The organism is Streptococcus gingivalis (assembly GCF_035544715.1).
GTDB lineage: Bacteria > Bacillota > Bacilli > Lactobacillales > Streptococcaceae > Streptococcus > Streptococcus gingivalis.
This window is the reverse complement of record NZ_JAYKTO010000001.1, coordinates 19,856-33,544: the sequence shown is the minus strand read 5'-3', so window position 1 is coordinate 33,544 and position 13,689 is coordinate 19,856. Positions and strand designations below refer to the sequence as shown.

Here is a 13,689-nt window from a genome sequence, read left to right as displayed (position 1 = left end):
TATAACAAAAAAAGAAGTCCTTGAAGGACCCCTTTTCTTAATTTTTAAATGCATCGAGCATGACTTGGAACTCTTCGTTCGTGAGTGTAATGCCTTTTCCCATCTTTGTATGGTCGGGACTCCAGGTCCGGATATCATACTTAGCAGGAGCACCATTAAAACTCACACGGTTCAATTCTTTGGTCCAACCCTTGTCATTTTCTGACAAGACCAGTAAATGTTCTTCGATTTGGAATGAAAATTCTGCCATTTCACGACTCCTTTCTCGCCTTCTCATCTCTAATATTCGTAAATCATTTACAAAATCGTTGAAATTATCTATAATATATTGTATCAAGTTATGGAGAATTTAGCTATGAAAAAATTTCTCGAGATCGTTAAAGACCGAGCAAATGAATTTTTCAATGGAAAAGTCAGTACCCCTGCCCCATTAGAAGATGAGAGAATTATTGACATCATTCAACAAGCATTGCGAAAAAAACAAGGGGTACATGTTATTTTTTCAAACAAGAGTTTTACAGGCGATATTGTCAAGTATGACCAAGAACGCCGACAACTGATCGTGAAAAATTTTAAAAAGAGTATGTCCACGATTATTCGGATTTCTGAGATCCAGAAAATCAGTTTGGTCCCCAATAACATTCGCATCGCCCAACAAAAAGGAGAGGTTTAACCCTCTCTTTTTTTGTTATACTCGAACAGTTTTACTTGCCCCATCTTTTGAGTAGAGATTGATTAAACCTTCCTGGCAAGAACGAATCATATCTCCTGGCTTGACTTCTTGTGGAACGGTGATCGTAAGAAGTTCCATCGGATTTGGTGCGCGATCAATCTTCACTCCATCCTTATCATGCAAGTCTTGGATCTGGCATTCAAAATGACGGAAGCCTGGTCCGTAGAATTCCACTTGGTCGCCTTCATTGATGACATTCCGTTGGCGAATCGTCGCAGTCATGGTAGATGGATCAAAGTCAACCACTTCTCCTACAAATTTGTATTGAGGAATCTTACGACGTGCCCCAAACAATTGTTCATTTTCAGTCGGTGTTTGGTAGTAGAATCCAGTTGCTAATTCACGTTGAGCAACCTTCCACAATTCATTGATCAAATCATCCTTGATGGCATAAAAGGCTTCTGGACTTTCCATATAGGCATCACAAGCTGCCTTGTAACAGTTGGCTACTGTTGATACGTAATGGACAGATTTCATCCGGCCTTCAATCTTCAAGCTATCAACCCCATTGTCAATCATGTCTGGAATATTTTCGATCATACACATGTCCACGGCTGACATAGAATATTCTTCCGGGACTTGTCCTTTGATACTCTTGCGTTCTTGGCCAAATGGCATATCGTAGAGATCGTATTTCCAACGGCAAGATTGAGAACAGCCACCACGGTTGGCATCCCGGTCAGACATGTGGTTAGAAAGGGTACAACGTCCGGAATAAGAAATACACATGGCTCCATGAACGAAGGCTTCGATCTCAAGATCGGTACGCTTACGGATCTCTGCCAACTCTTCCATGGATACCTCACGGGCCAAGACGACACGGGTCAAGCCATATTCTTTCCAGAAATGGAAGGTCTCCACATTGGTTGCAGAAGCTTGTGTAGACAAGTGAATATTGAGTCCAGGTGCATAGGTTGCACAGATTTCAATCAAGGCCGGGTCTGAAACGATCACGGCATCAAGGCCCATATCCCGTAATTCACGGAACCATTCACCAGCCCCTTGTTCATTTCCCTCATGGGTCACCATGTTTGAAGCGACGTGCACATCCACTCCACGGGCATGAGCATACTCAATTCCTTCACGAAGCTCATCCATGGTGAAGTTTCCGGCACGGCTACGCAAACCATAGGCTTGTCCACCAACGAACACAGCGTCTGCCCCATAATTAACGGCAACTTTTAATTTTTCTAATGTTCCAGCAGGTACCAAAACCTCTGGACGTTTTTTTGTATTTGTCATGTTTTCTCCAATTTACAAGATTGTCGATATGATGAATAGCCTCTTCGTTCCCTGAAAAAGGAAAACTCACAAACGAAGAAGCCCTCGTATTATTTGTTATTTTACACGATCTGGTTCATAATCATAGAAACCAGTATCCAAACCACGATTAGCTGGATGTAATTTGCGGATTTCTTCATCAAACAGATAGGCTTGATCCTGTGTAAATGTTCCATTTTGAATCAAATCACGGGCCTTGACAAAGTACTCTGTAATCTTGACAAAGTTTTCACCCGGACAGTAGACACCATCGAGTTTCCAATGATCAAAGCCATGTTCTACCAACTCAGACAATTTGGTCATCATATTCAAGTCATTATTTGAAAAGATATGGGTTCCATGTTTGTCCTCATAGACTGAATAATGAGAATTGGGATCTCCTGGTTCTGCTAAGAACAGATCGCGATCTTTGGTCACAGAGTCCTCTGTCTTGATAAAGTTGTAATAATTTTGAAGAAGAGGTCGTTTCGAATGGTGAATAATGCTAGCGCCATAGACCAAGACTTCTGCTGGAATCTGAAGATTCTCAGCCATTACGAATAATTCGGCAGATGGAATCTCACGAGCCAAAACAGCCTCAGAAGCACCTGCTTGTTTTCCCCAGAAATTGATCTGGCGACTAGAAGTAACCATGGTTGATGCATCGTAGATGGTTTTGAATGGATAGCCATCTCGTTTCAAGACATAAAAAACGCCCGCATCTCCGACAGTAATATAATCAGCCTGAATTTCCTTTAGAAAATCTAGGAAAGGCTTGATTGAATCCATCATCGATTGGTGCATGAGTGCATTTACAGCTACTGTCAATTCTATACCAGCAGCATGGACCAGTTGGGCAATTCGATTTATTTCGTCATAGCTTAAAGTTTGAGGCAATCGTAATCCGTAGTCTTTTTCACCGACATAGATTCGGTCAACCCCTGCATCAATCAGGGCTTGCGCTTGCTCAACACTCTCTGCTGTTGCTGTAATAATAATATTTTTCATAGAACCATTATAACAAAAATTCCGATATTCTAGAAAAATTTATTCATTTTGTAAAATTTGTAACATTTTTGTAACATTTATATACCTGAATTCATGATAGAATAATAGAGTACTGTTAGGAGAGAGAAAATGCCCGTAAGAAATTTAAGACACTATAATGAAGAATTCGATTATATCGAATTAACCAAACAAACCCAAGAAACCCCTATTCAGGACTATGCTCCTGAAGTTGAACCCGCACCTCAATTAAGTGAATTGCTATATTTTTTAAATATCGCTATTTTCTGTGTGTTGACGGTTGTATTTAGTTTTGTCTTTTTAGCAACAAAAATGAATACTTTCTTTGCGTTTGCTTTAGCGATTGGTTCTAGCTTTGCTAGTATTCAAGGGTTCCGAATTTACTACAATAAACGAAAAAAATAAAAATTAGGTTCGCCTGATTTTTTTATTTACTCGAATTTTTTTAATTGGAATAACAATTGGAAGACAAAACTTAACTGCCAATTGCCATCTTACCTTCCAAAAAAAAACAAGGCCCACTGATCCGGGTTTGAGAACGTAGACAAACAGTTCTTCAATTATAAATCCCTAAGTTGTCAAATTAAGTTAGACTTTTCATGTAACTCAGAAAAACTTGGTATGGTGTTTGATAATTCAAAGACTTCCTAGGAATTCTATAAGAATAAATACTTTTTATGAGTTAAAGTTATTCAATCATCTATCGAAACTTTTCGCCGTGAGAAAAGTGCCCGAAACATATTTGTTTCAGGCACTCGGGAGTTTTGAAACTTTAGGTTCAAAACTAAGTCATGGAACTTCTTTGAAGTTCGCTGACGTCCGTACTCACTTAAGGAAAGTTTCTAAGATGATTTTGTCTTCAATCTGAAATGAGGCTCTATGAGCCTCATTTTTTATACTTCTTTTGTTTCTTCTTCAGCTGCTTCTTCAGAATCTTTTTCATCCAATTCTAAAACGATGTCTTCTGATTCTGTTTGTTTGCGAATAGATTGAACCAACTCATTGCCACTAAGATTTTCTTTTTGAATCTTGTCTTTAAATGAATGATAAACTTCTTGTGACTTTTCAACCACATCTTGTGTCTTTTCTTTAACAGATTCTATAACAGTTCCTGTTGTAATTTCTCCTGAACCAACTTTTTCCTTGGTTTGCTGAATCACTTCAACTGCTTGTTTTGAAACATCTTTAGCAGTTTGTTTAACCGATTCATGCACTTCTTGAGGATCTTCTTGATAATCTTTTACAAAGCGCGCAACTTTTTTAGTAACTTTCTTACCTTGCTCTGTTGACAAATAGTAGGCTGCTGAAGCACCTGAAATCACACCAATTAATAAACTAGATAAACGTCCCATCTTTTTCCTCGATTCTATTTAAATAATTTTGAAGCCATCCGAACAGCTTTAAGGCCCATAGAGGCTTTTACAGTTTTCCCACCAGCTGATGCAGCTTTAACACTCAATTGACGTGCTTGGTCATTCAAATCTGAGACAGACTCTGAAAGATCTGCTACAGCTGTAAACAAGGGGTCGATCGTTGCCACTTTTTGATTCAAATCATCCGTTAAAACATTGACTTTTGCCAATAGATCATTGGTCTGATGCAAGGTGACATTGACATCTGATGTCAAAACTTGGATGGTTTTTTGCGTCTCATCTACAACTTTTCCAATCTTTGAGAGGAAAAAAATCATATAAATGACAAGCGCTACTAAGGCAAGACCTAAGAGGCCGTAGGCAATTTCAATAAACATATATTACTCCTTTGTTTCTACATAATAAGGGGCTTTTTTGCGACGTTGGTAAAGGATAATGGCAAGTCCAACTAGAATCAGGATCATCGACAACCACTGGGAAACACGTAAGCCCGCAAACATCAAGCTATCCGTCCGCATTCCTTCGATGATCATCCGACCAAATCCATACCAGATAAGGTAAAAGGCTGTGATCTCACCTTGCCGCAAAAATTGGGGCTTCCTCCGAAGAATCAAGATCAAGAGAAATCCTAGCAGATTCCAACTGGATTCATATAAGAAGGTTGGCTGACGGTAACTACCATCTATATACATTTGATCTCGAATAAAAGAGGGCAGGTAGTTGAGACTTTTAACAGCAGCTCCATAAGCTTCCTGGTTAAAGAAGTTTCCCCAACGACCAATACTCTGTGCAATCATGACGCTTGGGGCCGCAATATCTAAAAAGTCGATCGGTTCAATCAAACGTCTACGAGAGAATAGATAGAGGACAAGGGCACCTGTCAAGAGGCCACCATAAATCGCGATTCCTCCGTTCCAGATCGCAAAAATCTCACCAAGGTGCTGGCTATAGTAACCCCATTCGAAAATAACGTAATAGAGTCTGGCCCCCAAAATCGCAAGCGGAAAGGCGATCAAAATGAAATCAATGATAGCATCTGGATCAATTTTTTTACGGGGCGCTTCTTTCATGGAAAGATAAACAGCTAGAATCAAGCCAGAGACAATACAAATTGCATACCAACGAATACTGATCGGACCTAATTGAAGGGCTACTGGATTCATTCCTTCACCTCATTTTGACTAATCAACTGGGACAAACGTTCTTCAAAAGTTTTGGTAGCATCATAGCCCATTTCTTTGGCCCGAACATTCATAGCTGCTGCTTCAATCACGACCGAAATGTTCCGACCAGTCTTCACAGGAATGCGAATCCGAGGAATGGTCACACCACCGATTTCTAACTCTTCTGCATTATTACCCAAACGATCATAAACCTGATCCTTAGCATAATTTTCCAAGTAAACAGCGATTTGGACTTGTGAAGAATCCTTGACGGCACTGGCACCGTAGAGACTCATGACATCGATAATCCCGACACCACGGATCTCTAGTAAGTGGCGTAGGATTTCAGCTGGCTCTCCCCAAAGGGTCATCTCGTCTCTCGCATAGATATCGACTCGGTCATCTGCTACGAGGCGGTGACCCCGTTTGACAAGTTCCAGACCTGTCTCGCTTTTTCCGATTCCGCTATCTCCTTGGATCAAGACACCCATCCCATAAATATCCATCAAGACACCGTGTACACTCGTACGTTCTGCTAGCCGACTATCTAAATAGCTAGAAAGCTCTCCAGATAAACGACTGGTTGCAACATTGCTCTTCAAAATGGCTAGTTGCTTTTCTTCCGCAGCTCGCAACATTTCTTCTGGAATTTCTAAATTCCGCGCGACAATGATGACAGGTGTCTCTGGCTGGAACATCTTGCGCAGGACCTGATGACGGTTGTGAGAGCTCATCTTCACCAGGTAGGACCATTCTTTCATTCCTACAAGCTGAATCCGCTCAGGTGTGTAATAGTCGAAATAGCCCGTCATTTCAAGACCTGGACGTGAAATGTCCGCAGTCGTAATTTCCTTGCTTAAGAGGTTATCATCCCCATAAACAACCGATAGACGAAGCTTTTCCTGTATATCGCGAACAGTAACTGCCATATCATTCTCCCTTTTCAAATTCTCTCTCTATTATAGCAGATTTTCTCTTCAGACGAGAGACTGAAGTGTCATTTGAAAGATCCATTTTCAACTCCTTTTTAAGGCAAGCAAAAAGAGGCCAAGACAAAGGTCTCCAACCTCTAGGAAATGATGGGAACATATGAAGAATGCTCTAGCCTTGGCCTTGCAAGAAATCTTTGATCATAGATTTGATTCCGGTAGAGACTGCATAGACCACCGCATTTGAAGGAAATGCGATCAAGCCTAGCATAAAGGTGGTAGGTCCTCCCCCCAGCAAGGACAAAACCAGATACAAAATCGGAAGAAATAAAATCGAAAACCGATAAATTTGTGGTTTTCTAGCCATTTCTGTTGGCAGAAACAAGAGGTAGAAGAGGCTATTCCAAATGCCCAGTGGAAAAAGGAGCATTCCGATCAAAACTGTTCCAACTCCTTCACCAAAAAAACGATTTAAAATGAAAAACTGTCCTATAAAACTGAAGAAGAGATATAGAATAAAAGCAAGGGAATAGAACTTCTGCTTCACTCAAATCTCCTTTTAGAAAAATGGACTATCATTCTGATCATGGATGGGTTCGGCCTCTTTTCTTCGACGAGGTCGAGGGCCATAGTCAAACATTTCCTGCTCCTCCTCGTCCTTATAAGGCAAGGTCGTATCTAACAGTAAATAGATAATCACACCGATAAAGGCATGAGAAACCGTAAAAAGAATAAACAAGAAGCGTAGGAGAGTTACACTAAGACCAAATTTATCAGCTAAGCCAGCTAGCACACCTGAAACCAGGCGATGTCGTTTTAATTTGTAAAATGATGATGTCATTTGATTTTCCTCTTTCTAGTTAGACCTATTTTAGCAGAGTCGAACTGGAAAGAGATCCGCCTAAAGACTGATTCTTACACTTGTCTCATTTCAAGAAATTGCAGGCAGCTGTGACAGCGACCGCAGGCATATTTCTTCAGATCGATTTTTCGCTTTCGTCTATACTCTTGGCCACAATGGGGACATTGATAGAGATAGATCCGCTTGACTCGCCCAGTTCTATCTGGTAGAGGAGGTGTGAAACGAAGACCGTCCACTTGCTGGAGAAGTTGCTTAAAGTCTAGATCTTTGTGGCGATAGCCTTTTCCTTGATCGTAAAGATGGTAATGGCAAAGCTCGTGACGGACGATTTTACGAAAGACCTCTAACCCGAAAGCTTGGTATATTTTCGGGTTGAAATCAAGGTGTCGATCTTTGGGAAAGAAACGACCCCCAGTAGTTTGAAGACGTGAATTCCACTCTGCTTGATGGCGGAATTCTCTCCCAAAATCTTCTAGGGATACTTGGCGTACATACTCAGTCAGATTCATTCGGAGCTACCAAACTGAGATTGACTTTTTCGCGTTCCACATCAATCTTCTTCACCCAGACGGTTACCAAATCACCTACTGATACGACCTGGCTTGGATGCTTGATAAACTGCTTGCTCATATGGGAGATATGAATCAAGCCATCTTCGTGAATGCCAATATCGACAAAGGCCCCAAAGTCAACCACATTGCGCACAACCCCTTCTAATTTTTGGCCTATATGGAGGTCTTTAATATCCAAGACATCCTGACGGAGCACGGGTGCATCAAAGGAATCCCGCAAATCGCGACCTGGTTTTAGGAGATCGGCAATAATATCTTTCAGGGTTTCTGGTCCCAGATCCAGCTGAGTAGACATCTCCTTTATGTTCACAGCATTTAATTTTTCCTGAGCGGATGCATCGAGGTCGGTAATTTCAAGAAGTTGAAAAAGTTTTTCAACTTCCTTGTAACTTTCAGGGTGAACGCCGGTATTGTCCAAGATATTTTTACTTTCAGGAATGCGTAAGAATCCAGCCGCTTGCTCGAAAGCCTTGGCGCCGAGACGAGGGACTTTTTTAATCTGTGCTCGTGAAAGAATCATTCCTTCTTCTTCCCGGTATTTCACAATATTTTCAGAGATGGTTTTATTGAGTCCTGCTACATGGGCTAAGAGAGAGGGACTAGCCGTATTGATATTGACCCCAACTTGGTTGACGACAGTATCTACCACGAAATCCAAGCTTTCTGTCAGTTTTTTCTGATTGACATCGTGTTGGTATTGACCGACACCGATGGATTTGGCATCGATTTTCACCAATTCTGCTAGCGGATCTTGCAAGCGACGGGCAATGGAGATGGCCGAGCGTTTTTCAACGGTTAGCTCTGGGAACTCATGACGGGCCAACTCACTAGCTGAGTAGACAGAGGCTCCGCTTTCATTGACAATAACATAGCGAACTCCTGGATGGTCATGAAGCACCTCTGCGACAAAGGCCTCACTTTCACGGCTGGCGGTTCCATTTCCAATCGCAATAATTTCTACTCCGAACTCCTTGATCAAGGAAGACAGTTCCTTTTTAGCCTGCTCGATCTGAGCTGGTTTTGCAGGAGCAACTGGATAGATGACCTGGGTGGCGAGCATCTTTCCTGTCTCATCGACAACGGCTAGTTTAGCACCGGTCCGAAAGGCTGGGTCAAATCCAAGGACCACGCGCCCTTTTAATGGAGGAATGAGCAATAGATTCCGTAGATTCTCAGAGAACAATTGAATGGCTCCGTCTTCTGCCACCTCCGTCAACTCTGTCCGAATCCGACGTTCAATCGCAGGAACGATTTTTTTCTTAACCGCTTGTTGAATAACCTCATCGACATAGGCATTTTTAGTTTTAAAACGAGCCTCAAAAATACGAATGATTCGATCCAGTTGGTGCTCGAATCCGACTTTGAGAACGCCCAATTTTTCCCCACGATTGAGAGCTAGAGTCCGGTAGCCTTGCATATTCTTGATCTTCTCAGAAAAATCATAATAGATTTCAAAGGTTCTCTTAGGATCTAAGCTTTCATCCTTCAAGGTTGACGTCATGAGGGAATGCCCATGAATTTCTTGATAGGTGAGGGCCCGTAATTGGGTATCCTCTGAAATAGCTTCTACCAGAATATCCACTGCACCAGCTAAAGCCGCTGTTTCAGTTGGGAAGGCCTCACAGGTAAATTTCTGAGCCTCTGCTTCCAAGTCTGGACTATTTTGCAAAATGAGACGTGCCAAAGGAAAAAGTCCTGCTTCTCGGGCAATCGTCGCCTTGGTCCGCCGTTTTTCCTTATATGGGAGATAAAGCTCTTCGACATCCGCTAATTTTTCAGCGGCCTCAATAGCCTGCTTGAGCGCCTCTGTCAATTTGCCTTGTTCCTCAATCTTAGCAAGGACAGTTTCCTTTCGTTCAGCTAGAGCCGTTAACGATTTGTCCCGGTCAATAATGGCCTTGATCGCTACTTCATCTAAATTTCCCGTCATATCTTTTCGATAGCGGGCAATGAAGGGAATGGTTGAGCCTTCTGCGGTCAGACTCAATACGGTATCGATTTGTTTTAAGCTAACACCCAATTCTTGGGCTATTTTTTCATATTTATCCATAGCTTCTATTATAGCATATTTTACCGTAGCCAAGGCTTCTAGCCACCTATTTGATAGGGTTTGATAGAAGCTTCCTCCTTGTCTTTTATGCTCCATTTCCCCCTTGCTCTTTCCTTTTTGTTATAATGAAAGAAAATAAAAAGGAGGCCCAACAATGGCTATTAAATTCTCAAAAACAGATGATCTTGATAAAATGTTTGAAAACTTTGCAAGTTTTCCAGATGTAGAAAAAACAGTCGAATTCCCCGAAGAAAAAAAGAAGGCAGAAACTGCTACCACTAAAGAAGCAAAGAAGGCTAAGTAATGACATTCTTTCAACACCTTCCCTCTAGCGTCTTGCAGGCTGGGGCTATTTTTCTCTCGATTATTATCGAGGCCCTACCGTTTGTCCTAATCGGAAGTATCATTTCAGGGATTATTGAGGTCTATATCACCCCCGAGAGGGTCTACCGCTTTCTTCCCAAGAATAAATTTGGGCGGATCTTCTTTGGGACCTTTATCGGCTTTATCTTTCCTTCCTGTGAATGTGGGATTGTTCCCATTATCAATCGCTTTCTAGAAAAGAAAGTTCCAAGTTATACTGCTGTTCCCTTTTTGGTGACAGCACCGGTCATCAATCCTATCGTTCTCTTTGCGACCTACTCAGCCTTTGGGAATTCTGTCAAGATGGCCCTCTACCGCGCCCTTGGTTCCTTATTGGTCGCAACGGTGCTAGGGATCTTTCTTGGTTTTATTCAGACAGATTCGATCCAAAAAGAACATCGTAAGGCTGTACATGAACATGATTTTAGGGACTTGAGCAAAGGTCAAAAGCTCTTCCAAGTCTTGGTACAAGCCATTGATGAATTCTTTGATACGGGACGTTACCTGGTATTTGGTTGCCTCTTTGCCAGCCTCGTCCAAGTCTATGTCCCAACACGGATCCTCACTTCGATCAGCGCGACACCAGTTATTGCTATTCTCCTTCTCATGCTCTTGTCCTTTCTCCTCTCACTTTGTAGCGAGGCGGACGCCTTTGTTGGATCCTCTCTTCTGACGAGTTTTGGAGTAGCGCCGGTTCTTGCCTTTTTGGTGATTGGGCCTATGCTTGATGTCAAAAATCTCCTCATGATGAAAAATTATCTCAAGACCCGTTTTATCTGGCAATTTATCGGAATTGTTAGTGGAGTTGTGCTCCTTTATGCTTGGTTTGTGGGGGTGGTGCTATGATTCGTTTCTTGATATTAGCTGGCTATTTTGAGCTCACCATGTACCTGCAATTATCTGGTAAGCTCAATCAATACATCAACTTACACTATTCTTACTTGGCTTATATTTCCATGTTCTTGTCCTTTGTTTTAGCTCTTGTGCAGCTGATCATCTGGGTCAAGCAGATGAAGATCCACAGTCATCTTTCTGGCTTCTGGGCAAAAGTGGCGAGTATTTTCTTGCTCTGTATTCCTTTGTTTGTCGGGCTATTTTTCCCTACAGTGACACTGGATTCCCAAACAGTTTCTGCCAAAGGCTACCACTTCCCGGTTGCGGCTGGATCTTCCAAGGAAATCCAGCAGGACGAAGGGACAACAACCCAGTATCTCAAACCAGATACTAGTAGCTATTTTACCAAGTCAGCCTATGAGTCAGAAATGAAGCAGGCGGCAAAGAAATATGTTGATAAAAAAGTGATCCAGGTGACCACTGAGAATTACATGGAAGTCATGGAAGTACTTTATGATTATCCTGACCAATTTGCAGGAAAGACGATCGAGCTGACCGGCTTTGTTTACAATGATCCCAATAACAAGGACAGCCAATTTATCTTTCGCTTTGGGATCATTCACTGTATCGCAGATTCCGGCGTCTACGGTCTCTTAACAACCGGTGCTCCCCAGCATTTCGAAAACAATACCTGGATCCATGCGAAAGGAACCTTGTCCATTGAATACCACAAGCAACTCAAGCAAAGCTTGCCTGTCCTCCACATTAGCGATTGCCAGACCATTACGAAACCGGCCAATCCATATGTCTACCGCGTATTCTGATGGAGCTTCCGTTGTAGATCCAAACATCTTATAACTGTTCAAGCTAGAATCCACATTGGTTCTAGCTTTTTCTATGCTTTCCTCTCAAATCCCCTAATCCAACCGGAAAATATTCGTAACAACGATTCCATCAAAGAAATCTTGTAGATTTTATGGTAAAATATGGTTAATAAAATAGGAAATAGGTACTTAAATGTCTTCAAAAGTTATTGTAACCATTTTCGGGGCCAGTGGAGATTTAGCCAAGCGCAAACTCTACCCATCCCTTTTTAGACTCTATAAATCAGGAAATCTATCTGAACACTTTGCAGTTATCGGAACAGCCCGCAGACCATGGAGCAAGGAATACTTTGAATCAGTCGTGGTAGAATCCATCACAGATCTGGCCGATAGCCCTCAACAAGCTCAAGAATTCGCTAGCCATTTCTACTACCAAAGCCACGATGTCAATGATACCGAACATTACATCGCTCTACGCGAATTACAAAACAGCTTGGATGAGAAATACCAAACAGAACACAACAAGGTCTTCTTCTTATCCATGGCTCCTCAATTTTTTGGAACCATTGCCAAACACCTCAAATCCGAAGGAATTGTGGATGGACAAGGCTTTGAGCGCTTGATCGTTGAAAAACCTTTCGGTACAGACCTGGAAACAGCTAGTCAGCTCAACCAGGAATTGGAAGAAACCTTTGATGAAGAACAAATCTTCCGGATTGACCACTACCTTGGCAAAGAAATGATCCAAAACATCTTTGCTATCCGTTTCGGCAATCTCATTTTTGACAACCTCTGGAACCGAGACTTTATTGACAATATCCAAATTACCTTTGCTGAACGCTTGGGGGTTGAAGAACGCGGTGGTTACTATGATCACTCGGGGGCCCTTCGGGACATGGTGCAAAATCATACCCTTCAGCTTTTGTCATTGCTTGCCATGGATAAACCAGCTACCTTTACTAAGGATGCGATTCGGGCAGAGAAGATCAAAGTTTTTGAGCAATTGCACAATCCAACAGATGATGAGTTAAAGAAATTCTTTATCCGTGGTCAATACCATTCAGGTACGATCGAAGGGAAAAAAGATATCTCTTATCGCAGTGAGCCGAATGTCGACCCTGAGTCTACTACAGAGACCTATGCTTCTGGTACGTTCTTTGTTGATAGCGATCGCTTCCGCGGTGTGCCTTTCTTCTTCCGTACCGGAAAACGCTTGACACAAAAAGGAACCATGGTCAATGTGGTCTTCAAGCAAACCGACTCCATCTTTGGACATGACTTGCAACCAAATGTCTTGACCATTTATATCCAACCAAACGAAGGTTTCTCATTGAGCATCAACGGGAAAGAGGTCGGAGAAACATTCAGCATCGCACCGATTTCCTTTGATTACGAAACAGATGCGACTGCAACTGGAGCTTCCCCAGAGCCTTATGAAAAATTAATTTTTGACGTTTTGAACAATGACTCAACCAATTACAGCCACTGGCACGAAGTTCGTGCTTCATGGCAATTGATTGACCGAATCGAAAAACTATGGGCCGAAAATGGAGCACCACTCTATGAATACAAGTCTGGATCCATGGGACCAACTGCATCCGATGATCTCCTTGCAGAATACGGAGCCGAATGGGTTTGGAAACCTGAACCTAAGAATTAAGGAAAGCCACCTTCGGGTGGTTTTTTTGATAGCGCAAGGA

Annotated in this window: 17 protein-coding genes; 6 read left to right on the top strand and 11 right to left on the bottom strand. The window is 42.1% G+C overall.

Annotated elements, in window-relative coordinates; translation table 11 throughout:
- Positions 1-37: 37 nt before the first annotated feature.
- Positions 38-250 (bottom strand): YdbC family protein, encoded by a 213-nt coding sequence (locus tag SM122_RS00170; RefSeq protein ID WP_003002541.1) that lies wholly within the window; start codon positions 248-250, stop codon positions 38-40.
- Between the two features lie 90 nt (positions 251-340).
- On the opposite strand from SM122_RS00170, the gene SM122_RS00165 reads away from it, so the two are divergent.
- Positions 341-673, top strand: a complete 333-nt coding sequence (locus SM122_RS00165; RefSeq protein ID WP_003008097.1) for a hypothetical protein — start codon at positions 341-343, stop codon at positions 671-673.
- A 15-nt stretch (positions 674-688) separates the two neighbouring features.
- Here SM122_RS00165 and SM122_RS00160 read toward each other — a convergent pair whose 3' ends face one another.
- Both SM122_RS00160 and SM122_RS00155 read right to left on the bottom strand, forming a co-directional pair.
- Entirely contained in the window at positions 689-1,975 is a 1,287-nt protein-coding gene (locus SM122_RS00160; RefSeq protein WP_003002878.1) for a peptidase U32 family protein, read from the bottom strand.
- Between the two features lie 96 nt (positions 1,976-2,071).
- Positions 2,072-3,001, bottom strand: coding sequence for a peptidase U32 family protein (locus SM122_RS00155; protein ID WP_195326760.1), 930 nt, complete (start codon positions 2,999-3,001; stop codon positions 2,072-2,074).
- Positions 3,002-3,130: 129 nt separating this feature from the next.
- Here SM122_RS00155 and SM122_RS00150 point away from each other — a divergent pair, with 129 nt between their 5' ends.
- Complete coding sequence (locus SM122_RS00150) at positions 3,131-3,424, top strand: DUF3270 family protein (protein WP_045759686.1); 294 nt, start codon at positions 3,131-3,133, stop codon at positions 3,422-3,424.
- Positions 3,425-3,912: 488 nt separating this feature from the next.
- Here the strand turns inward: SM122_RS00150 and SM122_RS00145 are convergent, their stop codons facing one another.
- From SM122_RS00145 to SM122_RS00110, 8 genes are all read right to left on the bottom strand, one after another.
- Positions 3,913-4,371 (bottom strand): YtxH domain-containing protein, encoded by a 459-nt coding sequence (locus tag SM122_RS00145; RefSeq protein WP_195326759.1) that lies wholly within the window; start codon positions 4,369-4,371, stop codon positions 3,913-3,915.
- A 14-nt stretch (positions 4,372-4,385) separates the two neighbouring features.
- Entirely contained in the window at positions 4,386-4,769 is a 384-nt protein-coding gene (locus tag SM122_RS00140) for a DUF948 domain-containing protein (RefSeq protein WP_195326758.1), read from the bottom strand.
- 3 nt (positions 4,770-4,772) lie between these two features.
- Positions 4,773-5,555, bottom strand: a complete 783-nt coding sequence (gene lgt, locus SM122_RS00135; protein ID WP_155169935.1) for a prolipoprotein diacylglyceryl transferase — start codon at positions 5,553-5,555, stop codon at positions 4,773-4,775.
- On the bottom strand, positions 5,552-6,484 hold the full coding sequence (gene hprK, locus SM122_RS00130) for an HPr(Ser) kinase/phosphatase (protein WP_049507438.1): 933 nt from the start codon (positions 6,482-6,484) through the stop codon (positions 5,552-5,554). The genes lgt and hprK overlap by 4 nt, the downstream gene beginning before the upstream one ends.
- Positions 6,485-6,656: 172 nt before the next feature.
- Positions 6,657-6,923: a hypothetical protein gene (locus SM122_RS00125; RefSeq protein WP_229042337.1), complete on the bottom strand. Its 267-nt coding sequence runs from the start codon at positions 6,921-6,923 to the stop codon at positions 6,657-6,659.
- Between the two features lie 120 nt (positions 6,924-7,043).
- The gene (locus SM122_RS00120; protein ID WP_003005023.1) at positions 7,044-7,325 is read right to left on the bottom strand and encodes a PspC domain-containing protein; all 282 of its coding nucleotides are present in this window, start codon (positions 7,323-7,325) and stop codon (positions 7,044-7,046) included.
- 74 nt (positions 7,326-7,399) lie between these two features.
- Positions 7,400-7,855, bottom strand: coding sequence for a SprT family protein (locus SM122_RS00115; protein ID WP_049523222.1), 456 nt, complete (start codon positions 7,853-7,855; stop codon positions 7,400-7,402).
- Positions 7,842-9,968 carry a Tex family protein gene (locus SM122_RS00110; RefSeq protein ID WP_125826548.1) on the bottom strand — a complete coding sequence of 709 codons (2,127 nt, stop codon included), beginning with the start codon at positions 9,966-9,968 and terminating at the stop codon, positions 7,842-7,844. Before SM122_RS00110 ends, SM122_RS00115 begins: the two co-directional genes overlap by 14 nt.
- Before the next feature lie 154 nt (positions 9,969-10,122).
- On the opposite strand from SM122_RS00110, the gene SM122_RS00105 reads away from it, so the two are divergent.
- The 4 genes from SM122_RS00105 (at position 10,123) to zwf (ending at position 13,649) form a co-directional block, all read left to right on the top strand.
- Positions 10,123-10,272, top strand: a complete 150-nt coding sequence (locus SM122_RS00105) for an SPJ_0845 family protein (RefSeq protein WP_173018898.1) — start codon at positions 10,123-10,125, stop codon at positions 10,270-10,272.
- On the top strand, positions 10,272-11,177 hold the full coding sequence (locus SM122_RS00100) for a permease (protein ID WP_070846006.1): 906 nt from the start codon (positions 10,272-10,274) through the stop codon (positions 11,175-11,177). The genes SM122_RS00105 and SM122_RS00100 overlap by 1 nt, the downstream gene beginning before the upstream one ends.
- Positions 11,174-11,989 (top strand): TIGR03943 family putative permease subunit, encoded by an 816-nt coding sequence (locus tag SM122_RS00095; RefSeq protein ID WP_070466311.1) that lies wholly within the window; start codon positions 11,174-11,176, stop codon positions 11,987-11,989. Before SM122_RS00100 ends, SM122_RS00095 begins: the two co-directional genes overlap by 4 nt.
- A 193-nt stretch (positions 11,990-12,182) precedes the next feature.
- Positions 12,183-13,649, top strand: coding sequence for a glucose-6-phosphate dehydrogenase (zwf, locus tag SM122_RS00090; RefSeq protein ID WP_125826491.1), 1,467 nt, complete (start codon positions 12,183-12,185; stop codon positions 13,647-13,649).
- The last annotated feature ends 40 nt before the right edge of the window (positions 13,650-13,689 follow it).